The sequence below is a fragment of the Streptomyces sp. NPDC006552 genome, assembly GCF_040611655.1.
In the GTDB taxonomy this organism is placed as follows: Bacteria; Actinomycetota; Actinomycetes; order Streptomycetales; family Streptomycetaceae; genus Streptomyces.
Window position 1 is genome coordinate 1 of the sequence record NZ_JBEXOS010000035.1, and the last position, 23,646, is coordinate 23,646.

Sequence of the window (23,646 nt, forward strand, 5' to 3'; positions counted from 1 at the left end):
TCGTCGCGCAGCGAGAACACCCGCTCCTTGGCCCGCGCCTTCTCCTCGTCGCGGCGGCCGCCGCCGAAGACCGCGTCGAACTTCTCCGCCTGGATCTTCTCCGTCAGCGGCAGCGTCTGGAGCGGGTTGCGGGTCCCGTCCGGGCGCTCGCGCAGCACGCCCCGGTCGATGTACTCCTGCACGGAGGCCACATGCAGCCGCAGACCGTGCTCGGCCACGACCCGGTCGCGGTAGGCCAGCACCTCGGGGAAGTTGTGACCGGTGTCCACGTGCAGCAGCGAGAAGGGGACGGGGGCGGGCGCGAAGGCCTTCAGTGCCAGGTGCAGCATGAGGATCGAGTCCTTGCCGCCGGAGAAGAGGATCACCGGCCGCTCGAACTCGCCCGCCACCTCGCGGAAGATGTGCACCGCCTCGGACTCCAGCGCGTCCAGGTGGCTGAGCGCGTACGGGCTGTCGGTCTCCTCGGAGACAGTCACTACGGTCGTCATGCGGCGAGACCCCTCTCGGTGAGCAGCGCACGGAGCGCGGCCGCGGACTCCTGCACGGTCTGGTGGTGCGACTCGATGCGCAGGTCGGGTGCGCCGGGCGCCTCGTACGGGTCGTCGACCCCGGTGAGCCCGGACAGCTCGCCCGCCGCCTGCTTGGCGTACAGGCCCTTCACGTCGCGGACGGAGCAGACCTCCACCGGCGTGGCGACGTGCACCTCCAGGTAGGCGGTGCCGCCGCTCTGGTGGCGCTTGCGCACCGCCTCGCGGCTGTCGGCGTACGGGGCGATGACCGGGACGAGCGCCAGCACGCCGTTGCGGGCGAGGAGTTCGGCCAGGAAACCGATGCGCTGCACGTTCGTGTGCCGGTCCGCGCGGCTGAAGCCGAGGCCCGCCGAGAGGTACTCGCGGATCTCGTCGCCGTCCAGTACCTCGACCCGCCGGCCCTCGGCGCGCAGCGTCCGCGCCAGCTCGTTGGCGATGGTGGTCTTGCCGGCGCTCGGCAGACCCGTGAGCCAGATCGTGGCTCCGGTCACTTGCTTCTCCAAAGTCGGTGTCGGGTGCGGGAGTTCGCTCGCCTCAGCCATGGATGCCGCACTCGGTCTTGGCGCGGCCCGCCCAGCGTCCGGCGCGGGCGTCCTCGCCCGCCAGGAGGCGACGGGTGCAGGGGGCGCAGCCCACCGAGCCGTACCCGTCCATCAGCAGCGGGTTGGTGAGCACACCGTGCTCCTGCACGTACGCGTCGACGTCGTCCTGCGTCCAGCGGGCGATCGGGGAGACCTTGACCTTCTGGCGCTTCTCGTCCCAGCTGACGACCGGCGTGTCCGCGCGGGTCGGGGACTCGTCGCGGCGCAGCCCCGTCGCCCACGCGGCGTACCGGGTCAGCCCCTCCTCCAGGGGCTTGACCTTGCGCATCGCGCAGCACAGGTCGGGGTCGCGCTCGTACAGCCGCGGACCGAACTCGGCGTCCTGCTCGGCGACGCTGCGCCGGGGCGTGAGCGTGATGACGTTCACGTCCATCACGGCCTCGACGGCGTCGCGGGTGCCGATGGTCTCCTCGAAGTGGTAGCCGGTGTCGAGGAAGACGACGTCCACACCGGGCAGGGCGCGCGAGGCGAGGTGGGCGACGACCGCGTCCTCCATGGAGGAGGTCACGCAGAACTCGCTCCCGAAGGTCCGGGCCGCCCACTGGAGGATCTCCAGGGCGCTCGCGTCCTCCAGGTCGCGCCCGGCCCGCTCGGCGAGCGCCTTCAGCTCCGCGGTCCCCGACGGGATCTGAGCTGTCGTCATATTCGTTCTCCTCCGCCTTCGGTGCGTCGAATCCCCCGGGAGAGCAGCCCGAGGAACTTCAACTGGAAGGCCCGATTGCATGCCGCGCATTCCCAGGCGCCGTGACCGGTGCCCTCGGCCTCACTGGGCCGCAGGTCCTCGTCACCGCAGTAGGGGCAGTAGAAGGGGGCCGCGCGCTCGCTCACGACAGGGCCTCCTCGGAGGCGCGGGTGGTCCAGGCGGCGAACCGCTCGCCCTCCTCGCGCTCCGCCTGGAAGCGCGTGAGGACCCGCTCGATGTAGTCCGGCAGCTCGGCCGAGGTGACCTTCAGGCCGCGCACCTTGCGGCCGAACCCGGCCTCCAGGCCGAGCGCGCCACCGAGGTGCACCTGGTACCCCTCGACCTGGTTGCCGTCCTTGTCCAGCATGAGCTGGCCCTTGAGACCGATGTCCGCGACCTGGATGCGGGCGCAGGCGTTCGGGCAGCCGTTCAGGTTGATGGTCAGCGGCTCGTCGAACTCCGGCAGGCGCCGCTCCAGTTCGTCGATGAGCTGGGCGCCGCGCTGCTTGGTCTCGACGATCGCGAGCTTGCAGAACTCGATGCCGGTGCAGGCCATGGTGCCGCGCCGGAACGTGGAGGGGCGGGCGGTCAGGTCGAGCGCCTCAAGGCCCTCCACCAGCGAGTCGACCCGGTCCTGCTCGACGTCGAGGACGATCATCTTCTGCTCGACGGTGGTGTGCACCCGCCCGGAGCCGTGCGCCTCGGCCAGGTCGGCGATCTTGGTGAGCGTGGCGCCGTCGACGCGGCCCACGCGCGGGGCGAAGCCCACGTAGAACCGGCCGTCGTTCTGGCGGTGCACGCCGATGTGGTCGCGCCACTGCGCGGAGGGCTGCGCCGGGGCGGGCCCGTCGGCGAGCTTGCGCCCGCCCAGGTACTCGTCCTGGAGGACCTGGCGGAACTTCTCCGGGCCCCAGTCGGCGACCAGGAACTTCAGGCGGGCACGGTTGCGCAGCCGGCGGTAGCCGTAGTCGCGGAAGATCGAGATGACGCCCTCGTAGACGTCGGGCACGTCCTCGATCGGCACCCAGGCGCCGAGGCGCACACCCAGCTTGGGGTTGGTGGACAGGCCGCCGCCGACCCAGAGGTCGAAGCCGGGGCCGAACTCGGGGTGGACGACACCGACGAAGGAGACGTCGTTGATCTCGTGCACCACGTCCAGGAGCGGGGAGCCGGAGATGGCCGTCTTGAACTTGCGCGGCAGGTTCGAGTACGCCGGGTTGTTCAGGACCCGGCGCTTGATCTCCTCCAGGGCCGGGGTGGCGTCGATGATCTCGTCCTCGGCGATGCCCGCGACCGGCGAGCCGATCATCACGCGCGGGGTGTCGCCGCAGGCCGTGACGGTCGACAGGCCGACGGCCTCAAGCCGGTGCCAGATCTCCGGCACGTCCTCGATCCGGATCCAGTGGTACTGCACGTTCTGCCGGTCGGTGATGTCGGCGGTGCCGCGCGCGAACTCCTGCGAGATCTCGCCGATGACGCGCAGCTGCCGGGTGGTCAGCTGCCCGCCGTCGACGCGCACGCGCAGCATGAAGTACTTGTCGTCCAGCTCCTCCGGCTCCAGGACGGCCGTCTTGCCGCCGTCGATGCCGGGCCGGCGCTGGGTGTAAAGACCCCACCAGCGCATACGGCCCCGCAGGTCACCGGGGTCGATCGAGTCGAAGCCGCGCTTGGAGTAGATCGTCTCAATGCGTGTCCGCACATTGAGACCGTCGTCGTCCTTCTTCGTCTGTTCGTTGCCGTTGAGCGGCGTGAAGTGGCCCACGGCCCACTGGCCCTCACCACGGTGACGGCTCACCTTGCGGCGGGGCGCGGCGGCAGCGGGGTTGTCAGGGGTGGCAGCCATGGGTGTACGTCCTTAACAAGCTGGCTCAGACGGCTCTGACCAGCACACTTCGCGCCGGGGCGCGGCGGTGCGCTGGGAGATCAGGTGGAGCGGGGAACGTCGGCGGTGCTGGTTCTCTCAGCGCGCCGGACAGATGGCGCTGGACATGCGGCCGTAGTCGACGTGCCGTCGACTCACCAAGGCGGTTCCAGCTGTAGACATGACGGAAGCGTGTCACGGGACTTTGGGCCCGGTCCACCATCGTCCGTCATTTGGACGCAGATGTCCCACATCGTGGACGATGGTGGCGGTGATCACACGCCGGTCCGGTGAAAGGTCGTATTCGCCCGCATTGGACTCACGCGGACGGGAACGCTCCGGGCCAAGGGCCCGGAGTCGCCACCTCCGGTTCCTCCCCGGTCTCCGTCCGGAACACGCGGAACCCGCGCCGCTCGTAGTTGGCCCGCGCGTGCTCCCCGTCGAGGCTGCACGTGTGGAGCCAGACCCGCTTCGTCGGCGTCCGCTGCGGCCACCGCTCGGCCAGGTCCCAGGCGCGCGCGACGCCGTACGACAGCAGGTGTCCGCCGATCCGCCGCCCGCGGAACGCCGGGATCAGGCCGAAGTACACGATCTCCACCACGCCCTCGTCCTGCGCGGCCAGCTCGACGTACCCGGCCGGCGTCCCCCGCTCGTAGGCCACCCACGTCTCGGCCCCCGGCCGGCCCAGCTCCTCCTGCCACCGCGCGTACGACCAGCCGAGCCGGTCGGTCCAGCGGATGTCGCCGCCCACGGACGCGTACAGGAACCGGCTGAACTCGGGCGAGGGAACCTCGGACCGCACGACGCGGACGGCGTCGCCCCGCGGCGATGCGGCGGGGCGCAGATCGGACGGCGCGGTCTGTTCCAGCGACCACGTGGTGACGGTGACAGTGCTGCTGCTCATGCGGCCCATCGCATCACGGGGCGGGCGCGCGGGCCAAGGCGCTACCCGGCGGCCCGCGCCGCGCGCACCACCGGCGCCGTGGAGTGCGGCAGCAGGTCCAGCGGGTCGTCCGGCAGCACCACCGCCACCTCCGTGCCCTCCACGAACCGGTACGGGCGGTGCGAGAGCAGCCCGCCGAGGTAGCGGCGCACCCGGGACAGCTCCGCGCGCACCGTCACCGTCCGCGCGCGGTCGCCGAACACCTCCTCGGCCAGGTCCGACGCGCTGCGGCCCGCCCGGTGCCGGGCGAGCAGGTACAGCAGTTCGGCATGGCGCGGGCTCAGCTCGTGCGTCCAGGAACCGGCCGGGCCCGACACCTCGACCGACCAGCGGCGCGGGCCGCGCACGTCAAGCACGAGCCGGGTCGCGGCCGGCGGCTCCGGCGCGTCGTCCACCACCAGCAGCCAGCCGCCGGGCAGCGGCGCCGCCCGGCACGCGCCGAGCGACGGAATCCGGCACACGCCCTCCGCCAGCGACGCCGGCAGCGCCACCCGGTCGACCGGCGGCATCCCGGTGACCGCCGCCGTCCAGCCGTTGCCGTCGACGGCCAGGGCCCGGTCGCCCATCCGCGCGAGGACCGGCGCCGCCACCGCCCGCAGCCGCTCCAGGCTGTGCACGTGCAGCTCGCGCAGGCGCGCCTCCGCCAGCTGCGCCACCGACCGCACCCAGGCGAGCGTCGCCGGATGCATCGTCTCCAGCGGCCCGCTGACATCCACCACCCCCAGCAGCCGCCCGTCGCGCGGGTCCGTCACCGGCGCTCCGGCGCACGTCCACGGGGCGTGCGAGCGCACGAAGTGCTCGGCGGCGAAGACCTGGACGGGCCGCCGGGTCACCAGCGGCGTGCCCACCCCGTTCGTCCCGACGACGTCCTCGCCCCAGTGCGCGCCCACCTCGAAACCGAGCTGGTCCGCCTTGCGCAGGACGCCCGGATGCCCCTCGCGCCACAGCAGCCGGCCCTCGGCGTCGCTGACCACCATGATGTGCTGCGCCGCCTCGGCCACCGCCACCAGCGCCTCGCGCAGCACCGGCAGGACGGGCAGCAGCGGCGAGGAGCGGCGCCGCCGCGCCACCTCGTCGGCCCCGAGCAGCCCCGCGCGGACGTCGCGGTCCGGGTCGACCCCGCCGCGCAGCATCCGCCGCCAGGACTCGCCGATCTCCGGCCGGGGCGCGACCGGCGGCCGCTGCCCGGCGAGCGTCGCCTCGCGCACGCCCTGCAACAGCCGGGACGCCGACGCCGTGTCCACCACGGTCAGTCGCGCCAGATCGATCGTCGCGTCCTTCTTCATGCCTGCATCCTCGGTGAGCGGGGAGTTGCGCCCATCGTGCACTGCCGGGCCGGGGCGCGGGCGGAGTTGGACAGGACGTTGCAACCCCCTGCAACCCTGGCGAGTGACCGTACGGCGGTTGAAACTGGCACCAACGCCGCCCCGGCGGCGTGCGGGCTCCGTACCGGAGTCCGCGGGCGGGGATGGTGCCGTGTCGGCGCGGCACCATCCCCGCCGGCACCCCGCGGCGGCCGGGGAATCCAGGGGGAGTTCACTCCACCGGACGGGCCCGCTCGACGATCCCGGCCAGCCCCAGCGTGTGCGGCAGCGTCCCGAACGCGGCGCCCCCGTCCCCGCCGAGCCGGGCCGCGCAGAAGGCGTCCGCCACCTCGGCCGGCGCGTACCGCACGAGCAGCGACCCCTGAAGGACCAGAGCGATCCGCTCCACCAGCCGCCGCGCCCGCGCCTCGACGGCGTCCAGGTCGCCGAGTTCGCCCAGCAGGCCCCGCACCGCCGCGTCCAGCCGGTGGTCGGCGCCGCGGGCCTTGCCGACCTCCAGCAGGAACGCGTCGAACGCCCCGGGCTCGCGCTGCACCGCCCGCAGCACGTCCAGGGCCTGGACGTTGCCCGGCCCCGCCCAGAGCGAGTTCAGCGGCGCCTCGCGCAGCAGCCGCGGCAGGACCGACTCCTCCACGTAGCCGTTGCCGCCCAGGCACTCCAGCGCCTCGGCCACCAGCGGCGTGCACCGCTTCGTCACCCAGTACTTGGCGGCCGGCACGGCGAGCCGCAGGAACGCCCGCTCGCGCTCGTCACCATCGGCCGCGCCGTCGCAGGCCGCCGCGAGCCGCAGCGCCAGCACCGTCGCCGCCTCCGACTCCACAGCCAGATCGGCCAGGACGGTGCGCATCAGCGGCTGGTCGACGAGGCGCGCGCCGAACGCCTCGCGGTACGTGCAGTGGTGGACCGCCTGCGCCACCGCCTGCCGCATCAGCGCCGCCGAGCCGAGCACACAGTCGAGGCGGGCCGCGGCGACCGTGCCGGCGAGGGTGCGCACCCCGCGTCCCTCGTCCCCGACCCGCCGCGCCCACGTGCCGTCGAACTCGACCTCGCCCGAGGCGTTCGAGCGGTTGCCCAGCGTGTCCTTGAGCCGCTGGATCGCGAACGGGTTGCGCCTGCCGTCCTCATGGACCCGCGGCACGAGGAAGCAGGTCGGCCCGGCGTCCGCCTGCGCGAGCACCAGGAACCCGTCCGACATCGGCGCGGAACAGAACCACTTGTGCCCGGTGAGCGTGTACGTGCCGTCCTCGGCCAGCGCCTCCGCCCGCGTCGTGAGGGCGTGTACGTCGCTGCCGCCCTGCTTCTCCGTCATCGCCGTGCCGAGGAGCACGCCGGCCTTCTGGGACGCGGGCCGCAGCCCGAAGTCGTAGACGGTGGAGGTCAGTCGCGGCTCCCAGAGCGCGGCGAGGCCGGGGTCGGCGCGCAGCGCGGGCACCGCCGCGTGCGTCATCGACACCGGACACAGGTGCCCCGCCTCCACCTGCGACCACACCAGGAACGCGGCCGCGCGCCGCAGGTGCCCGGCGGGCCGCGCCCACGCCGCCGTAAGGCCCGCCGAGACCGCCTTGCCCACCAGCCGGTGCCAGGCCGGGTGGAAGTCGACCTCGTCGATCCGGTGGCCGGACGGGTCGTGGGTGCGCAAGCCCGGCGGCTGCACGTTCGCCAGGCGCCCCCACTCCCGCGCCTGCGCGGAGCCCGCGGCGCGGCCGAGCACCGTCAGCTCCGCCCGGGTCTCCGCCAAAGGCCCCGGGTCCAGATGCCGCTCCAGGCCCTCGGTGAGGACCCGGTCCGCGGCGAAGACGTCGTACCCCACCAGGGGCGGGGGCTGATTGGTCACCGTGTGCGTGCTGCCCGACATGACAGCGAACCTACCGGCGGCGCGGTGCGCCCCGCGACCGCGCCCCGCGACCGCCGGGACCGCGCGGGCGCAGGCCGGGGCACCGGGGGATGGGTACACCGGCGGACGGCGGATACCTTTAGACCGTGCAGCCAGCAAGTGATCCCCCGCCGTCGCCGTCCGGCCGTCTCCACCGGGTCCGCGTTCTCTACGAGAACGTCTCCAAGCGCAGGACCGCCTGGCTGCTGCTCAAGGACACCGTCAACTCGTGCATGGAGTACCGCATCCTGGGCCTCGCGGCCGAGGCGGCGTTCTTCACCCTGCTCTCCGTCCCGCCGCTGCTGCTCTCCCTGGTGGGCCTGCTCGCCTACGTCGACTCGTGGACCGGCGCCGACACGATCGCGGGCGTGCGCGACAACATCCTGGAAGCGTCGCGCACGGTCCTGACCGGCCAGGGCGTCAAGGAGATCGCAGAACCGATTCTGGACGACGTCATCAAGGGCGGCCGCCCCGACGTCATCTCCATCGGGTTCCTCATCTCGCTGTGGTCGGGATCGCGGGCGGTGTCGACGTTCGTCGACACGGTCACCGTGATGTACGGCCTGGACGGGGTGCGCGGCATCGTGAAGACCCGGCTGCTCGCGTTCCTGCTCTTCCTCGTCGGCCTGGTCGTCGGCTCGGTGGCGCTGCCGCTGATGATCGCGGGACCGGACGCGGTGATCGGCCTCGTCCCCTGGTCGGAGACGGTCGTCCAGATCCTCTACTGGCCGGTGGTGCTGATCCTGTCGGTCGCCTTCCTGACGACGCTCTACCACGTGTCCGTGCCCGTGCGCTCCCCGTGGATCGAGGACGTGCCCGGAGCCCTGGTCGCCCTCGCCATGTGGATCCCCGGCAGCTTCCTGCTCCGCCTCTACCTCACCAGCACCATCGAGGGGCCCACGATCTACGGCTCCCTCGCGGCGCCCGTCGCGGTGCTGCTGTGGATCGGTGTCTCGGCGTTCGCGGTCCTCGTCGGCGCCGCGATGAACGCCGCGATCGACCGGGTCTGGCCGTCGGTCGCCACGGCCGCGGCGCGCGCCTCGAACGAGCGGGTGCGCACGCCGGGCTCCGCGCACTACCTGGCCCGCGCCGCAGCCCGCGCCACCCCGTACGCGGCCGACCCCGACGATCCGGACGAGCCCGACATGCCCTCGGAGTTCCCCGAGCGCTGGTCGCGCTTCCTGCCGCCCGAGGACGTGACGTCCCGGCTGCGCGCGCACGCGCGCAAGCACGGGGACGCGCCGCACGAGGAAGAGGACGGCCCGCCGCGATGAGCGGGCCGCCCCGGTGAGCGGGGAGTACGCGGAGCGGGCGAGCACGGTGCCCGGGGCCGTGGTGTGGACGCGGACCGTCGCCGGTGCCGGCGGGAGCCGCCCCGTGCTGCCCGACGGCTGCATGGACCTGATCTGGAGCGAGGGGCGTCTCTTCGTCGCCGGGCCCGACACCCGCGCCCACACCGCCGCCGCGGGCCCGGGCCGCCGCTTCGCGGGCATCCGCTTCGCCCCCGGCGCCGCCCCCGCCTACCTCGGCGTACCCGCCCACGACCTGCGTGACGCCCGCGTCGACCTGGGCGACCTGTGGCCCGCGGCGGCCGCCCGCCGGCTCACCGAGCGGATCGACGCCGCCGCCGACCCCGCGGCCGGGCTGGAGCGGGCCGCCGCCCGGCTCGCGGCCGCCGCCGGGCCGCCCGACCCGCTCCTCACCGAGGTGGTGGCGGCCCTGGACGCGGGCCGCGGTGTCGCCGCCGCGGCCGCGGCGGTGGGGCTCGGCCCCCGTGCGCTGCACCGCCGTGCGCTGGCCGCGTTCGGCTACGGACCCAAGACGCTGGCGCGGGTGCTGCGGCTGCGCCGCGCCCTGGCGCTGGCCCGCGCGGGCGTCCCCTTCGCGGAGACCGCGGCCCGGGCGGGCTACACGGACCAGGCGCATCTGGCGCGCGACGTACGGGCGTTGACGGGCACCACGCTGGGCGGGCTGGTCTGACGAGGTCCGTCTTGCGGGGCGTCGCGCCCGGTCGCCGGGTCTGCCGGTGGGCGCGCGGGTCCGTCCTGCCGGGCGCCGGGCTCGGCCGGCCGTCCGACGGTGGTCGTCGGCCGGCCGGGCGGGTCTCACGCGAACAGGTCGACCTGGTTCCCGTCCGGGTCGTGCACGACGGCGTAGCGCTGGCCCCACACCGCGTCCCACGGCGCGCGCTCGCCGTGGTGCCCGGCCCGCGTCAGCGCCGCGTACGCCGCGTCGACCCCGGCCGCGTCCCCGCAGTGGAAGGCGAGCGCGAGCCGGCCCCGGCCGCGGTCGGCGTCGCTGTCGTCGGGGTCGAACATGAGCCGGATGCCGCCGGGCAGCTCCGTCTCCACGTGGGGGAGCCGTTCGGCGCCCGCGGGGAAGGTGAGCCCGAGGAGGCGGTAGAACGCGAGCGAGGCGGCCAGATCGCGGGCGGCGATCCCGATGGCGTCCATACGGACGGTGCGGTCAGTCATGGCCTCACCGTAGGCAGCCGCGCGCGGCCGGGTCTTGTACGGATCGGACACCGCAGCACCGGCGCGGTGACGCTCGTCAGCGGCCGGGAGCGGGCGAGCCGGTCCAGCCGGCCAGAAGGTCGAGGCTCCGGCGTTCCGGTGAGTCGGGCTCGGGCGAGTAGACGGTGATGTGCAGCCCGGGGTCGGCGGGCAGGTCGAAGGCTTCGTAGGGCAGGGCCAGGTCGCCGAGGAGCGGATGGCGCAGCCGCTTCGCGCCGGAGCGCTGGAACTTCACGTCGTGCCGGGCCCAGCGCCGGGCGAACTCCTCGCTCTTCGTGGACAGCTCCCCGATCAGGTCCATCAGCCCCTTGTCCCGCGGCGAGCGGCCGGTCTCGGTGCGCAGGAAGGCGACCGAGTCGTCGGCGGCCTTGTCCCGCTCGGGCCAGAAGTCGGCGGAGCCAGGATCGAGGAACAGGAACCGCGCGGTGTTGACCGGACCCCGCTGCGCGAACAGCGGGGAGTCGTAGACCGGGGCGTACAGCGCCCGGCCGAGCGGGTTGGCGGCGACGATGTCGAACCGCCCGTTGCGGACGTAGGCCGGCAGGCCGGTCATCGCGTCGAGCACCCGCAGGACCACCGGCCGGATCCGCCCCGTCGCGGCGCGGGGCCGGGGCTCGGACGCGGAGGCCGCGCGGGCCAGGTCGTAGAGGTGGGCCCGCTCGGCGTCGTCGAGGTGCAGGGCGTGCGACAAGGAGTCGAGCACCGAGTCCGAGGCGCCCCGCAGGTTCCCGCGTTCGAGGCGGATGTAGTAGTCGACGCTCACCCCGGCCAGCAGCGCCACCTCCTCCCGGCGCAGTCCGGTCACCCGCCGCCTGCCTCCGACGAGGGGCAGCCCGGCCTGCTGGGGCGTCATGCGGGCGCGACGGGTGCGCAGGAACTCCCGTACCTCGTCGGCCCGCGTGTGCTTCGCGCTGTCGGTCACCTCCCCACCGTAGGTCGCGGGGCGGTGCGCCGGGAGGTACTGCCAGTACCCGGAAGAGCGGTGACTCCCGCCCGAGGGCGGAGCCGGGGTCCCATGGCGGGGACAGCACGAGGCACGACCGACCGGAAGGCCGTCACATGGCAGACAACCAGTTCACCGGGCATGCGGAACTCTTCGATCTGAGCGGCAAGCGCGCGCTCGTCACCGGGGGCACCCGAGGCATCGGGATGATGATCGCGCGGGGCCTGCTCCAGGCGGGCGCCCGCGTGGTCATCACCTCACGCGACCCGCAAGCCTGCGCGCGGGCGCAGGAGCAGCTGTCCGCGTTCGGCGCGGTGCGGGCCGTCCCCGCCGACCTGTCCCGGCACGACGAGTGCCGGCGCCTGGCCGACCTCGTCACCGCCGGCCCGGAACCCCTCGACATCCTCGTCAACAACGCGGGCGCCATGTGGGACGAGCCGCTGGCGACGTTCCCGGACGCGGCCTGGGACACGGTCGTCGACCTCAACCTGAAGGCGCCGTTCTGGCTGGTCCAGGCGCTGCTGCCGGCCCTGCGCGGGGCGGGCACCGCCGACGATCCCGCGCGGGTCATCAACATCGGCAGCATCGCCGCCCTGCACATCCCGCATCGGCCCAACTACTCGTACTCCAGCAGCAAGGCGGCCCTGCATCAGCTCACCAGAGTGCTCGCCAGGGAGCTGGGACCGCAGCACGTCACCGTGAACGCCGTGGCGCCGGGCCCCTTCCCGTCGGCGATGATGGCGGCGACCCTCGACGAGCTCGGCGAGGCGATCGCGGCGTCGGCCCCGCTGCGCCGGATCGGCCGCGACGACGACATGGCGGGGGTCGCCGTCTTCCTCGCCGCCCGGGCGGGCGCCTACCTGACGGGCGCCGTGATCCCGGTCGACGGCGGCATCGCCACCACCGCGTAGGCCGTCAGCGACCCAGCGCCGCCGCGATGCCGCGCACCGTCTCCGGGCCCACCCGGCAGCAGCCGCCGATGAGGCCGGCCCCCGCGCGCCGCCACCGCGTGACCTGGCCGGCGGGGAACGTGGACCGGCCCCGCCAGGCGCGGGCGGCCGCGTCCCACTCCTCACCGCTGTTGGGGTAGACCACGACGGGCTTGCCGCTCACCCGCGCCGCCGTCTCGACCGCGTACGGCACGTCGCGCGGGGCGCAGCAGTTGACTCCGACCGCGACGACCTCCTCGGCGTCGGCGGCGAGCGCGAACGCCTCCTCCAGCGGCTGCCCGGCCCGCGTCCGCTTCCCGGCGGCGCTGAACGACAGCCAGACCGGCACCCCGAGCCCGCGGACCGCCCGCAGCAGGGCCCGCGCCTCGTCCGCGTCGGGCACGGTCTCCAGGGCGAGGACGTCCGGGCCCGCCGCGGCCAGCGCCTCGATCCGCGGCCGGTGGAAGCGTTCGAGCGCCGCCACACTCAGCCCGTACCGTCCCCGGTACTCGGAGCCGTCCGCAAGCATGGCCCCGTACGGACCGACCGAGGCGGCCACCCACAGCGGCCGCCCGACCGCCGCCCGGCGGGCCGCCGTCCGGGCCAGCTCGACGCTCAGGGCGAGGAGTTCGGCCGTGCGCTCCCGGCCGATCCCCTGCTTGGCGAACCCCTCGAAGGTCGCCTGGTAGCTGGCGGTGATGGCGACCTCCGCGCCCGCCTGGAAGTAGGCGAGGTGCGCGGCCGTCACCGCCTCCGGCTCCTCGGCGAGCAGCCGCGCCGACCACAGCGCGTCCCCGAGGTCGTGCCCGGCGGCCTCCAGCTGGTTGGAGAGACCGCCGTCCAGGACGAGGGCGCGCCGGGCCAGGGCGTCGGTGAACGAGCGGGGTGCCGGGGCGTCGCTGGTCATGCCCGGAACGCTAACGGACCCCCGGCCCGCGCCGGACGTTACGGCCGGACCGCGAAGACCAGCTTGCCCGTGACGCGGCCCGTCTCGCCCTCCGCGTGGGCCTTGGCCGCCTCGGCGAGGGAGTACGTGCCGGAGACGTGCGCCCGCAGCCGGCCGGCGGCGGCGAGCCCGGCGACCGCGGCCATCCCCGCCTGGTCGTGCTCGACCAGCATGAACCGGGCGCGCACCCCCAGCTCCCGCGCCCGGGCCGCGACGGCGTCCCAGTTGTCGGGCAGGATCGACACCAGGATGCCGCCCGGCTTGAGCACCTCAAGGGAGCGCAGGCAGCTGTCGCCGCCCAGGGAGTCGAGCACCACGTCGACGTCGCGCGCCTGCTCCACGAAGTCGGTGGTGCGGTAGTCGATGACCTCGTCCGCGCCGAGCCCGCGCACGAAGTCGTGCTTGGCGGCGCTGGCCGTGCCGATGACGTGGGCGCCGCGCTCCTTGGCGATCTGCACCGCGAGATGACCGACGCCGCCGGCCGCCGCGTGCACCAGCACCCGCTGCCCGGGGGCGACCTGGGCGTTGTCGACGAGCGCCTGCCACGCGGTCAGGGCCGCCAGCGGCAGCGCACCCGCCTCGACGTGGCTCAGCGCGGCGGGCTTGGGCACGAAGGCGCGGGCCGGGCCGGTCACGTACTCGGCGTGCGAACCGGCGCCGTAGGGGTAGGGCAGCATGCCCATCACCTCGTCGCCCGGCGCGAAGAGGGAGACGCCGAGGCCGACCGCCTCGACGACGCCGGACACGTCCCAGCCGAGGGTGAACGGCGGCTCGCCGAGGAACATGCCGGAGTCGCGGTGCTTCCAGTCGGTGGGGTTGAGCCCGGCCGCGTGGACGGCGACGAGGATCTGGCCGATGCCCGGCTCCGGGCGGGCGACCTGCGCCTCGCGCAGGACGCCGGGGTCGCCGAGGGTGGCCTGGGTGAGGGCGTTCATGGTGTTCGTGGTCATGGTCCCAGCCTGCCGCCCCCCGCTGACCTGGGCAATGGCAAGATTGCCAGGTACCGATAACATCGTGCCATGAGCATGCGCCAACCCCGGGCCGGCCGCCCGCACCGCGTCGTCACCCTCGCGCTCGACGGCGTCTACCCCTTCGAGCTGGGCATCCCGAACCGGGTCTTCCCGCTGGTGCCGGGGGCCTACGAGGTGCTCACCTGCGCCGCTTCGGACGAGCGCACGGTGGCGACCGACGCCGACTTCACCATCACCGTCGCGCACGGTCCCGAGGCGCTGGAGAGCGCCGACACGGTGGTGATCCCGCCCTACGACCTGCGCCGTATCGCCGCGGAGCTGCCGGACGAGGTGCGCGCCGCGCTGGCCCGGATCCGGCCGGGCACCCGCCTGGTCTCCATCTGCACCGGCGCCTTCACGCTGGCCGCCGCCGGGCTGCTCGACGGGCGGCCCGCGACGACGCACTGGGCGCTGGCCGACGTCTTCCGCCGCATGTTCCCCCAGGTCGACCTGGACCCGGACGTCCTGTTCATCGACGACGGCACCATGCTCACCTCCGCGGGCGCCGCGTCCGGCGTCGACGCCTGCCTGCACGTGGTGCGCAGCGACCACGGCAGCGCGGTCGCCAACCGCGTGGCCCGGCACTGCGTCGTACCGCCGTGGCGCGACGGCGGGCAGGCCCAGTACATCGAGCAGCCGATCCCCGAGGAGGGCAGCGCCGGGACGGCCGCCACCCGGGCCTGGGCCCTGGCCCACCTCGACCGGCCGCTCGCCCTGCGCGACCTGGCCGGCCACGCCCGGCTGAGCCCGCGCACCTTCGCCCGGCGCTTCCAGGAGGAGACCGGCACGAGCCCGGGCCGCTGGCTGATCCAGCAGCGCGTGCACCGGGCCCGGCACCTGCTGGAATCCACCGACCTGCCGGTGGACCGGATCGCGGCCGAGGTCGGCTTCGCCACCGGCACTTCGCTGCGCCAGCACCTCCAGGCGGCGATCGGCGTCTCCCCGCGCGCCTACCGCCGCACCTTCCGCAACCTCAGCCCGGCCGGCTGAGGCCGCGCCGGCCCGGGGGAGCGGGCCGGGTCACTCGTCGGCCGGCCACTCCCAGCGCGCCAGGTCCGCCAGCCACGCCCGCGCGTTGCCGTCCGAGGGCGCCCGCCACTCGCCGCGCGGCGAGAGCGAACCGCCCGCGGAGACCTTCGGGCCGTTCGGCATCGCGGACCGCTTGAACTGCGCGAACCCGAAGAAGCGCTGACAGAAGTACTCCAGCCAGTGCCGGATCTCCGCCAGGCCGTAGGCGCCGCGGTCGGACTCGGGGAAGCCGGGCGGCCACTCACCGGCCTCCTGGTCGCGCCAGGCGTGCCACGCCAGAAACGCGATCTTCGAGGGCCGGAACCCGTGCCGCAGCACGTAGAAGAGGCTGAAGTCGTGCAGCGCGTACGGGCCGATCTTCGACTCGGTCGACTGCAGCTCCTCGCCGGGCACCAGCTCGGGGCTGATCTCCGTGTCGAGGATCGCGGTGAGCGTGCGGCCGGTCTCCTCCCCGAACAGCTCACTGCTGACGACCCATCGGATCAGGTGCTGGATCAGCGTCTTGGGCACGCCCGAGTTCACGTTGTAGTGACTCATCTGGTCGCCCACGCCGTACGTGCACCAGCCGAGCGCCAGCTCGGAGAGGTCACCCGTGCCCAGCACGATGCCGCCGCGCTGGTTGGCGAGCCGGAAGAGGTAGTCGGTGCGCAGCCCGGCCTGCACGTTCTCGAAGGTGACGTCGTAGACCGGCTCGCCCGCGGAGAACGGGTGGTCCATCTCCTTCAGCATCAGTCGCGCCGTGTCCGTGATGTCCAGCTCGGCCGCGGTGACGCCGAGCGACTTCATCAGCTTGTGCGCGTTGCTCTTGGTGTGGTCGCCGGTGGCGAAGCCCGGCATCGTGAAGGCGAGGATGTCGCTGCGCGGCCGGCCCGCCCGGTCCATCGCCCGCGCGGCGACGATCAGGGCGTGCGTGGAGTCGAGACCGCCCGAGACCCCGATGACCACCTTCGGGTCACCGATCGCCGCGAGCCGCTGCTGCAACCCCGCGACCTGGATGCTGTACGCCTCGTAGCAGTCCTGGGCGAGCCGCTCGGCGTCGGCGGGCACGAACGGGTAGCGCTCGACGGGGCGGCGCAGGCCGAGGTCGGCGCCGGCCGGTGGGTCGAGCGTGAACGCGACCGTGCGGAAGTCGCCGGTGCGCGCGGCGTGCGTGCGGCGGTTGTCGTCGAAGGTGCCCATGCGCTGGCGCTCCTGGCGCAGCAGGTCGAGGTCGACGTCGGCGACCGCGGCCCGGTCGCCGTCCGGGAACCGCTCGCTCTCCGCGAGCAGCACGCCGTTCTCGAAGATCATGGTCTGTCCGTCCCAGGACAGATCGGTCGTCGACTCACCGAGCCCCGCGGCCGCGTAGACGTACGCGCCCAGGTAGCGCGAGGACGCCGAACGGCAGAGCATCGTGCGGTCGTCGGCGCGGCCGACGGTGATCGGGCTGCCGGAGAGGTTGAGCAGCACGCTCGCCCCGGCGAGGGCCGCCTCGGCGCTCGGCGGCACCGGCAGCCACATGTCCTCGCAGATCTCCACGTGCACCACGAGCCCCGGCACGTCCTCGGCGGCGAAGAGCAGGTCCACCCCGAACGGCACGTCGGCGCCGCCGATCCGGATGGTGCCGCCCCGCTCGTCGTCGCCCGGGGTGAGCTGGCGGCGCTCGTAGAACTCGCGGTAGTTCGGCAGGTACGACTTGGGGGCGACGCCGAGGACCCGGCCGCGGTGCACGACGACCGCGCAGTTGTAGACGCGGCCGCGATGGCGCAGCGGGGCGCCGACGACGAGGACCGTCAGCAGCTCCGCGGAACCGGCGACCACCTGGGCGAGCCCCCGCTCGACCTCGTCGAGGACCGCGTCCTGAAGGACGAGGTCCTCGATGGAGTAGCCGGTCAGGCCGAGTTCGGGGAAGACCGCGACGGCCACCCCCTCCTCGGCGCACCTGCGTCCCTGGCGCAGGATCGCCTCGGCGTTGGCGGGCGGGTCCGCGAGGGCGGTCTGGCCGGTACAGGCGGCCACGCGAGCGAAACCATGGGCATAGATCGACCGGAAGTTCACCCCACCATCATGACAACCGCCCCGGGCCGCTGCGCGCCGGGACCCCGTCGCTCCTCACGCCCGCTCCCGGAACGTGAACGTGAACGCGGCCGGCGCCGCTGACAGGCGGTGACGCGGCAGCACCCCGGGCCCGCACGACTGGGAGCCGATGCCCTGCTGGGCGTGGTCGAGGTTGACCCAGACCGTGGGGCCGGGGCGCAGATCCGTGCGGTGGTCCGCCGCGTCGAGGTGTTCCGTCGTCCAACGCCGGGCCGTGAACGCGAAGTCCGGGGCACCCTCGATACGCAGACCGCCGAGTTCCACCCAGCGCACGTCCACCCGCGCCCCGTTCTCCTGCGGCCGCACGTACGGCGTCTGGAGCGCGTCCACGTCGGCGTGCCACCGGCCGGTCCGGGCCGCCGCCCGCGTGTCGGGGTAGGCCTCGCCGGGGCCGCCGCCGAACCAGCGGACCGCGTCGGCGCCCCCGGGCAGCCCGAGGCGCACGCCGAGCCGCGGCAGCGGCAGCCGCCAGTCGCCCTCGGGCGTGACGGAGACGGCCAGCCGCAGCCGGTCGCCGTCCGCGCTCCAGCGGTACACCGTCCGCAGCCCGATGTCCCGGCCCGCCGGGGCCACCCGGGTGCGTACGGTCAGCGCGTCCTCGCCCACCTCCACCGCGTCCAGCCGGTGCCGCATGCGGTGCAGCCCCCACTGCCGCCACAGCGGCCCGAGCCGCTCACCGTCCTGCCAGCTCGCACCGTTGTCGTTGTCAGTGGGGGCTCGCCACACGTCCAGCCGCGGGGAGTGCACCTCGGTCCCGCCGAGCGCGCACAGCTGTCCGGTGCGCGGATCGAAGCGGCCCGGGCCGAGCGTGAGCGACCCGCAGGAGGCGACGGGCCGCTGCGCGAAGCGCTCCACCGGTAGGGCGCGGGGCGCGGCGGGCGCCTGGCCCCACGCCACCTCGTGGCCGTCCGCGTCGTGCGCCCGGACCGTCCACTGCGTCTCCTTGCCGCCCCCGTCGGCCGGCGCGGCCGGCAGCTTCACCTCGGCGTGCTCGCCCGGCGCGAGCGGCGGCACGGCGAGCGGGCCCGCCGCGGCCGCCTCGCCCTCGATCTCGTACGCCCAGGAGAAGGCGAGCCCGGACAGGTCGCGGAAGTCGTGGCGGTTTGCGACGCGGACCGTGCCCGCGGGGCTGTCGACCTCGATGCGGACCGGCGCGATCACCTTCGCGAACTCGGTCAGCCCGGGCGACGGCGTCCGGTCGGGGAAGAGGAGACCGTCACAGACGAAGTTGCCGTCGTGCAGCTCCTCGCCGAAGTCGCCGCCGTACGCGTAGCCGAACCGCTCGTCGGCGATCCCGTGGTCGATCCACTCCCACACGAAGGCGCCCTGCAACCGGTCGTGGGTCTCGAACAGCCGCTGGTAGTCGGCGAGTCCGCCGGGGCCGTTGCCCATGGCGTGCGCGTACTCGCACAGCAGGAAAGGGAGCGCGCGGCGGCGGGCCGGACCGCCGTCGAGCCCGCGGCCGATCCGGTCGACCTCGGCGTGGTCCGCGTACATCCGCGAGTAGACGTCCGTGTCCCGGCAGCCGGGGTCGCCCTCGTAGTGGATGAGCCGCTCCGGGTCGCGGCCGCGGATCCACGTCGCCATCGCGGTGAGGCCGCGGCCGGTGCCCGCCTCGTTGCCCAGGGACCACAGCACCACCGAAGGGTGGTTCTTGTCGCGCTCGACCATGCGGGCCGCGCGGTCCAGGAGCGCGGGCGTCCACCGGTCGTCGTCGACGGGGTTGTCGCGCCAGCCCTGTTCGACGAAGCCGTGGGTCTCCAGGTCGCACTCGTCGATCACCCAAAGGCCGTACTCGTCGCACAGGTCGAGGAAGGCGGGGTGCGGCGGGTAGTGAGAGGTGCGCACCGCGTTGATGTGATGCCGCTTCATCAGCTCGACGTCGCGGCGCATGGTGGCGGCGTCCAGGGCGCGGCCACGCTCGGGGTGCCACTCGTGCCGGTTGACGCCCTTGAAGAGGACCGGCCTGCCGTTCACCGTGATCCGGCCGTCCGACAGGGCGACCGTGCGGAAGCCGACGCGCAGCGGGACCCGCTCGCCGCCGGTGTCCAGCGTGCCCGCGTACAGCCGCGGCGTCTCCGCCGTCCAGGGCTCCACGGGTACGGTCACCGGCGCGCCCGTCGCGGCGTCGATCCCCAGCTCCGGCACGGTGACCCGGCCGGCGACGTCGCTCTCGACGCGCAGCGTGCCCGTGCCGGCCGTGTGGTCGTACGCGGCGTGCACGAAGAAGTCACCGGCGCACCCGGCGGGCCGGTGCAGCAGGGTCACGTCGCGGAAGATGCCCGGCAGCCACCACTGGTCCTGGTCCTCCAGGTACGAGCCGGCCGACCACTGGTGGACCCGGACCGCGAGCACGTTCCCCCTGGGCCGCAGCAGCGGGCCGACCGTGAACTCGTGCGGCAGGCGGCTGCCCTTGAAGTCACCGAGGCAGGTGCCGTTCAGCCACACCCGCGCGCAGGACTCCACCCCGTCGAAGCGCAGCGTGGCCGTGCCGTCCGCGGGCCACGCCGCCGGCAGGTCGAACGTGCGCAGATGGTCGCCGGTCGGGTTCTCCGTCGGCACGTGCGGCGGGTCGACCGGGAACGGATAGAGGTGGTTGGTGTAGACCGGCGCACCGTGCCCCTGGAGGACCCAGTGGCCCGGCACCGCCACCTCGTCCCACGCGCGGGCGTCGTACCCCTCGGCGGCGAAGGACTCGTCCTCGGCGTCGGCCGCCGGCGACAGCCGCAGCCGCCAGGCGCCGTTCAGGGACAGGCTGGTGGCGGAGGAGCGGGCGTACCAGGAGCGGGGCGGCAGCGCCCCGGTCCCGGGCGAGACATCGTCGACGTACGAGAAGGACATGGCTCTCCTGGCGACGGGGTCGGACAGGGCAAGGGTCCCCCGGCGACCGCGCACCTGGCCACGAGGAGCGGCGAAAGTCCAACCATCGGCGCGAAAGTCCTGGCGCCCCGTCCAAGCCGGGACACGGGAGTCCTCGCCGGGACCGCGTCAGCCCTCCAGGAGCGCCCGGACGAACGCGTTGCTGAACGTGCCCCGCGGGTCGAGCCGCCGCACGAGCGCCGCGAACCGCGCGGCGTGCGGATAGCCCTCGATGACCTGCCGCGGCGCCGCGGTGAACACCTTCCCCCAGTGCGGGCGTGCGGCGAACTCGCGCAGCCGGTCCTCGACGAGCGAGACCACGGGCAGCACCCGCGGCGTGTCCGCCACCCACGTGAAGTGGAAGGCGACCGTGGAGCGGCCGTAGGCGGGGCTCAGCCACTGCGTGTCGGCCGCGACGGTCCGCACCTCGCACACCTGGAGCACCGGCGCGATCCGCTCCCGCACCGCGTCGAGCGCGTGCAGCGCCGCCATGGCGTGCTCCCGCGGCAGCAGGTACTCCGACTGCAGCTCCTCGCCGCTGCTCGGGGTGAACGCGGCCCGGAAGTGCGGCAGCCGCTCGTGCCAGGGCCCCGGCACGCCGAACTGCTCGGTGCAGTGGACGGCCGGCATCCCGGGCACCGGGTGCTGCGCCGCGGTGGCGGGCTCGGCCCAGGGGAAGCCGAGCGGCTCGGGCAGTCGCCGCTTCAGCCACACCTGGTCGAAGTGCGGGCCGCGCCACGCGGTGAAGAGGCTGACGCTGTACGCGGCCGCGGCGACGGACGCGAAGTCGAGGCCCTGAAAAGGCAGTTCGCCGAAGACGTGCTGGGCCACCTCGAAGGCGGGCTCCACGTCGAGGGTGAGGGACAGCACGACGCCGAGCGCGCCCAGCGAGACGACCGCCCCCTCGAAGCCGGCGTCGCCGCGCGCCAGGGTGACCGTCTCGCCGTCACCGGTGAGCAGTTCCACGGCGCGCACGGCCTCCGCGAGGGACGGATTGCGCACCCCGGAGCCGTGCGTGCCGGTCGCCACGGACCCGGCGACCGAGATGTGCGGGAGCGAGGCCATATTGGGCAGCGCGAACCCGTGCGCGTGCAGTTCCGCGGCGAGTTCGGCGTAGCGCACCCCGCCGCCGACCCGCACGGTCCGCGCGGCGCCGTCGATCTCGATGCCGCCCGGCAGCGCGGCCAGGGAGACCAGGACGCCGGACCGGCCGGCGTCCACGTCGGCGATCCGGTTGAAGGAGTGGCCGCTGCCGAGGACCCGTATGTGCGCGCTCCGCGCGACGAGGCCGCGCAGGGCGTCCAGGCTCCGCGGCCGGTGCAGCTCGGCGGCGGAGAAGGTGATGTTGCGGGCCCAGTTGACGGGGGCGGTGGGGCTGGTCTCGGACACGGGAGCTGCCTTCCTGCGGTGCGGGCGTCCCGCAGATTGGACCACGCGGGCCCGGGAGTACTCTTCCGGCGCATGACGCACACCGAGCCGCCGGGCACCGCCGCTCCCACCGACCGCACCCGCCCCCGCCGCATGCGCGAGAAGGTGGCGTTCGCCCGCGCCGACCTCGAAGCCGTCCTCGACGCCGGCTTCGTCTGCCACCTGGGGGTGGTGGTGGACGGCGCCCCGATGGTCGTCCCCACGGTGTACGGGCGCGACGAGCGGAACCTGTACGTGCACGGCTCGGTGGCCGGCCGCAGCCTGGCGAGCGACCCGGCGGCGGAGATATGCGTCACCGTCACCCACGTCGACGGCCTCGTCCTCGCCCGCTCCGTCTTCGAGCACGGCGTGAACTACCGGTCCGCGATGATCTACGGCGTCCCGCGGGTCCTCACCGGCGACGACGAGAAGACCGAGGCGCTGCGCGTCCTCACCGACCACGCCGCCCCCGGCCAGTGGGACTACGCCCGCCGCCCGAACCGCAAGGAGCTCGCGGCCACCACCGTCCTCGCCCTGCCCCTGACCGAGGCGTCGGTCAAGATCAGCGCCGGTCCGCCGGACGACGGCCACTCCCCGGACGCCGTGCTGGGCCGCTGGGCCGGCACGCTGCCGCTCACCGCCCGCTGGGGCGCCCCCACCGCCGACCCGCTGCTGCCGCACGGCATCACCGCGCCCGCCCACGTGGTGGCCCGAGCAGGGACCCGCCAGGGCTGAGCGACAAGCGGGGGCATACCGTGAGGTGTCGAACCGGTCGTAGAGCAAGGAGAACGGGATGCAGAGCCGCACGGCACTCGTCGAGGACCTGATGGAGCGCTTCCCGCACGTTCCGAGAGAGGCCGTCTTCAAGGAGGACCTGCTCCGCGGCGGTGTCGCCTTCGATCCCTCGGCTCTCAGTGACAACGAGGGCGGCGAGGTCAAGCCGAAGTCGTACTTCATCTTCTCCTTCGACCACGGCACACTGCCCGAGCTGGGCGAGGCCGCGCTGCGCCGCCCGCCCGAGGAGATCGTCCTCACCGGCGGCCCCTACGACCTGCGGCGCACGGTCGTCTCGGTCCGCGTGAACCCCTCGTCGCCCTACCGCGTCGCGGCGTCCGAGGACGGCATGCTCGGCCTCTACCTCGACGGCAAGCGGATCTCCGACGTCGGCGTGCCCCCGATGCCGGAGTACTACCGGCACAAGCTCTCCAACGGGAAGTCGGTCATGGAGGTGGCCCCCACCATCCAGTGGGGCTACCTGATCTACCTGACCGCGTTCCGCGTCTGCCAGTACTTCGGCGCCAAGGAGGAGTGCCAGTACTGCGACATCAACCACAACTGGCGCCAGCACAAGGCGGCGGGCCGCCCGTACACGGGCGTAAAGGACGTGGACGAGGTCCTCGAGGCGCTGGAGATCATCGACAAGTACGACACCGCGAAGGCCTCCACCGCCTACACGCTCACCGGCGGCGCCATCACCTCGAAGGTCCAGGGCCTGGACGAGGCGGACTTCTACGGGCGCTACGCCAAGGCCATCGAGGAGTACTTCCCCGGCCGCTGGATCGGCAAGGTCGTCGCGCAGGCGCTGCCCAAGGACGCCGTCCAGCGCTTCAAGGACTACGGCATCCAGATCTACCACCCCAACTACGAGGTGTGGGACGAGTACCTGTTCAAGATGTACTGCCCCGGCAAGGAGCGGTACGTCGGCCGCGACGAGTGGCACAAGCGCATCCTGGACTCCCGCGACGTCTTCGGCGCGCGCAACGTGATCCCGAACTTCGTGGCCGGCGTCGAGATGGCCCAGCCCTTCGGCTTCACGACGGTCGACGAGGCCATCGCCTCCACCACGGAGGGGCTGCGCTTCTTCATGTCGAACGGCATCACCCCGCGCTTCACCACGTGGTGCCCGGAGCCGACGACACCGCTCGGCAAGGAGAACCCGAACGGCGCGCCGCTGGAGTACCACATCCGGCTCCTGGAGGCCTACCGCTCCACGATGGACGAGTTCGGCCTCTCGTCCCCGCCCGGCTACGGCCCCTCGGGCGCGGGCCGCGCCGTCTTCTCGGTCAGCTCCTTCATGGACAGCCTCGCCCCGAACGAGGAGGCCGTGGAGGTCTGAGC

General features: G+C 73.9%; 21 protein-coding genes. 6 read left to right on the top strand and 15 right to left on the bottom strand.

What is annotated here, in order from left to right; all coding sequences use genetic code 11:
- The 8 genes from cysD to ABZY33_RS20685 all read right to left on the bottom strand — a co-directional run.
- On the bottom strand, nucleotides 1–488 hold a 488-nt coding region (gene cysD / locus ABZY33_RS20650), incomplete at its 3' end, for a sulfate adenylyltransferase subunit CysD (protein WP_356493058.1).
- Nucleotides 485–1,072 (bottom strand): adenylyl-sulfate kinase, encoded by a 588-nt coding sequence (gene cysC, locus ABZY33_RS20655; RefSeq protein WP_356493059.1) that lies wholly within the window; start codon nucleotides 1,070–1,072, stop codon nucleotides 485–487. The genes cysC and cysD, both read right to left, overlap by 4 nt.
- Nucleotides 1,065–1,775: a phosphoadenylyl-sulfate reductase gene (locus ABZY33_RS20660; RefSeq protein WP_356493060.1), complete on the bottom strand. Its 711-nt coding sequence runs from the start codon at nucleotides 1,773–1,775 to the stop codon at nucleotides 1,065–1,067. The genes cysC and ABZY33_RS20660 overlap by 8 nt, the downstream gene beginning before the upstream one ends.
- Entirely contained in the window at nucleotides 1,772–1,960 is a 189-nt protein-coding gene (locus ABZY33_RS20665; RefSeq protein WP_356493061.1) for a hypothetical protein, read from the bottom strand. The genes ABZY33_RS20660 and ABZY33_RS20665 overlap by 4 nt, the downstream gene beginning before the upstream one ends.
- Nucleotides 1,957–3,657, bottom strand: a complete 1,701-nt coding sequence (locus ABZY33_RS20670; RefSeq protein ID WP_356493062.1) for a nitrite/sulfite reductase — start codon at nucleotides 3,655–3,657, stop codon at nucleotides 1,957–1,959. Before ABZY33_RS20670 ends, ABZY33_RS20665 begins: the two co-directional genes overlap by 4 nt.
- Nucleotides 3,658–3,994: 337 nt before the next feature.
- On the bottom strand, nucleotides 3,995–4,579 hold the full coding sequence (locus ABZY33_RS20675; protein ID WP_356493063.1) for a GNAT family N-acetyltransferase: 585 nt from the start codon (nucleotides 4,577–4,579) through the stop codon (nucleotides 3,995–3,997).
- A 41-nt stretch (nucleotides 4,580–4,620) separates the two neighbouring features.
- Complete coding sequence (locus ABZY33_RS20680; protein ID WP_356493064.1) at nucleotides 4,621–5,904, bottom strand: GAF domain-containing protein; 1,284 nt, start codon at nucleotides 5,902–5,904, stop codon at nucleotides 4,621–4,623.
- A gap of 250 nt (nucleotides 5,905–6,154) precedes the next feature.
- Nucleotides 6,155–7,798: an acyl-CoA dehydrogenase family protein gene (locus ABZY33_RS20685; protein ID WP_356493065.1), complete on the bottom strand. Its 1,644-nt coding sequence runs from the start codon at nucleotides 7,796–7,798 to the stop codon at nucleotides 6,155–6,157.
- 125 nt (nucleotides 7,799–7,923) lie between these two features.
- Between ABZY33_RS20685 and ABZY33_RS20690 the strand changes: the two genes are divergently transcribed.
- Together ABZY33_RS20690 and ABZY33_RS20695 are read left to right on the top strand one after the other, a co-directional pair.
- Nucleotides 7,924–9,090, top strand: a complete 1,167-nt coding sequence (locus ABZY33_RS20690) for a YihY/virulence factor BrkB family protein (protein WP_356493066.1) — start codon at nucleotides 7,924–7,926, stop codon at nucleotides 9,088–9,090.
- A gap of 13 nt (nucleotides 9,091–9,103) precedes the next feature.
- Nucleotides 9,104–9,796: a helix-turn-helix domain-containing protein gene (locus ABZY33_RS20695; protein WP_356493067.1), complete on the top strand. Its 693-nt coding sequence runs from the start codon at nucleotides 9,104–9,106 to the stop codon at nucleotides 9,794–9,796.
- A gap of 125 nt (nucleotides 9,797–9,921) precedes the next feature.
- On the opposite strand, the gene ABZY33_RS20700 is transcribed toward ABZY33_RS20695, so the two are convergent.
- The gene (locus tag ABZY33_RS20700) at nucleotides 9,922–10,290 is read right to left on the bottom strand and encodes a VOC family protein (RefSeq protein ID WP_356493068.1); all 369 of its coding nucleotides are present in this window, start codon (nucleotides 10,288–10,290) and stop codon (nucleotides 9,922–9,924) included.
- Between the two features lie 76 nt (nucleotides 10,291–10,366).
- Nucleotides 10,367–11,251 (bottom strand): helix-turn-helix transcriptional regulator, encoded by an 885-nt coding sequence (locus tag ABZY33_RS20705; RefSeq protein WP_356493069.1) that lies wholly within the window; start codon nucleotides 11,249–11,251, stop codon nucleotides 10,367–10,369.
- A 137-nt stretch (nucleotides 11,252–11,388) separates the two neighbouring features.
- Between ABZY33_RS20705 and ABZY33_RS20710 the strand changes: the two genes are divergently transcribed.
- Nucleotides 11,389–12,183 (top strand): SDR family oxidoreductase, encoded by a 795-nt coding sequence (locus ABZY33_RS20710; RefSeq protein WP_356493070.1) that lies wholly within the window; start codon nucleotides 11,389–11,391, stop codon nucleotides 12,181–12,183.
- 4 nt (nucleotides 12,184–12,187) lie between these two features.
- On the opposite strand, the gene mmuM is transcribed toward ABZY33_RS20710, so the two are convergent.
- Both mmuM and ABZY33_RS20720 read right to left on the bottom strand, forming a co-directional pair.
- Nucleotides 12,188–13,108, bottom strand: coding sequence for a homocysteine S-methyltransferase (mmuM, locus tag ABZY33_RS20715; protein WP_356493071.1), 921 nt, complete (start codon nucleotides 13,106–13,108; stop codon nucleotides 12,188–12,190).
- A 38-nt stretch (nucleotides 13,109–13,146) separates the two neighbouring features.
- Nucleotides 13,147–14,097, bottom strand: a complete 951-nt coding sequence (locus ABZY33_RS20720; RefSeq protein WP_356493072.1) for an NADP-dependent oxidoreductase — start codon at nucleotides 14,095–14,097, stop codon at nucleotides 13,147–13,149.
- A gap of 75 nt (nucleotides 14,098–14,172) precedes the next feature.
- On the opposite strand from ABZY33_RS20720, the gene ABZY33_RS20725 reads away from it, so the two are divergent.
- Nucleotides 14,173–15,147: a helix-turn-helix domain-containing protein gene (locus tag ABZY33_RS20725; protein WP_356493126.1), complete on the top strand. Its 975-nt coding sequence runs from the start codon at nucleotides 14,173–14,175 to the stop codon at nucleotides 15,145–15,147.
- Nucleotides 15,148–15,177: 30 nt separating this feature from the next.
- Here ABZY33_RS20725 and ABZY33_RS20730 read toward each other — a convergent pair whose 3' ends face one another.
- The 3 genes from ABZY33_RS20730 to ABZY33_RS20740 all read right to left on the bottom strand — a co-directional run bounded on the left by ABZY33_RS20730 (nucleotide 15,178) and on the right by ABZY33_RS20740 (nucleotide 21,510).
- Nucleotides 15,178–17,223: an NAD(+) synthase gene (locus tag ABZY33_RS20730; RefSeq protein WP_356493073.1), complete on the bottom strand. Its 2,046-nt coding sequence runs from the start codon at nucleotides 17,221–17,223 to the stop codon at nucleotides 15,178–15,180.
- Between the two features lie 54 nt (nucleotides 17,224–17,277).
- On the bottom strand, nucleotides 17,278–20,103 hold the full coding sequence (locus ABZY33_RS20735; protein WP_356493074.1) for a glycoside hydrolase family 2 TIM barrel-domain containing protein: 2,826 nt from the start codon (nucleotides 20,101–20,103) through the stop codon (nucleotides 17,278–17,280).
- A 147-nt stretch (nucleotides 20,104–20,250) separates the two neighbouring features.
- Nucleotides 20,251–21,510, bottom strand: coding sequence for an FAD-binding protein (locus tag ABZY33_RS20740; RefSeq protein WP_356493075.1), 1,260 nt, complete (start codon nucleotides 21,508–21,510; stop codon nucleotides 20,251–20,253).
- 72 nt (nucleotides 21,511–21,582) lie between these two features.
- Between ABZY33_RS20740 and ABZY33_RS20745 the strand changes: the two genes are divergently transcribed.
- Nucleotides 21,583–22,263: a pyridoxamine 5'-phosphate oxidase family protein gene (locus ABZY33_RS20745; RefSeq protein WP_356493076.1), complete on the top strand. Its 681-nt coding sequence runs from the start codon at nucleotides 21,583–21,585 to the stop codon at nucleotides 22,261–22,263.
- 58 nt (nucleotides 22,264–22,321) lie between these two features.
- Nucleotides 22,322–23,644, top strand: coding sequence for a radical SAM protein (locus ABZY33_RS20750; protein WP_356493077.1), 1,323 nt, complete (start codon nucleotides 22,322–22,324; stop codon nucleotides 23,642–23,644).
- Nucleotides 23,645–23,646 lie beyond the last annotated feature (2 nt).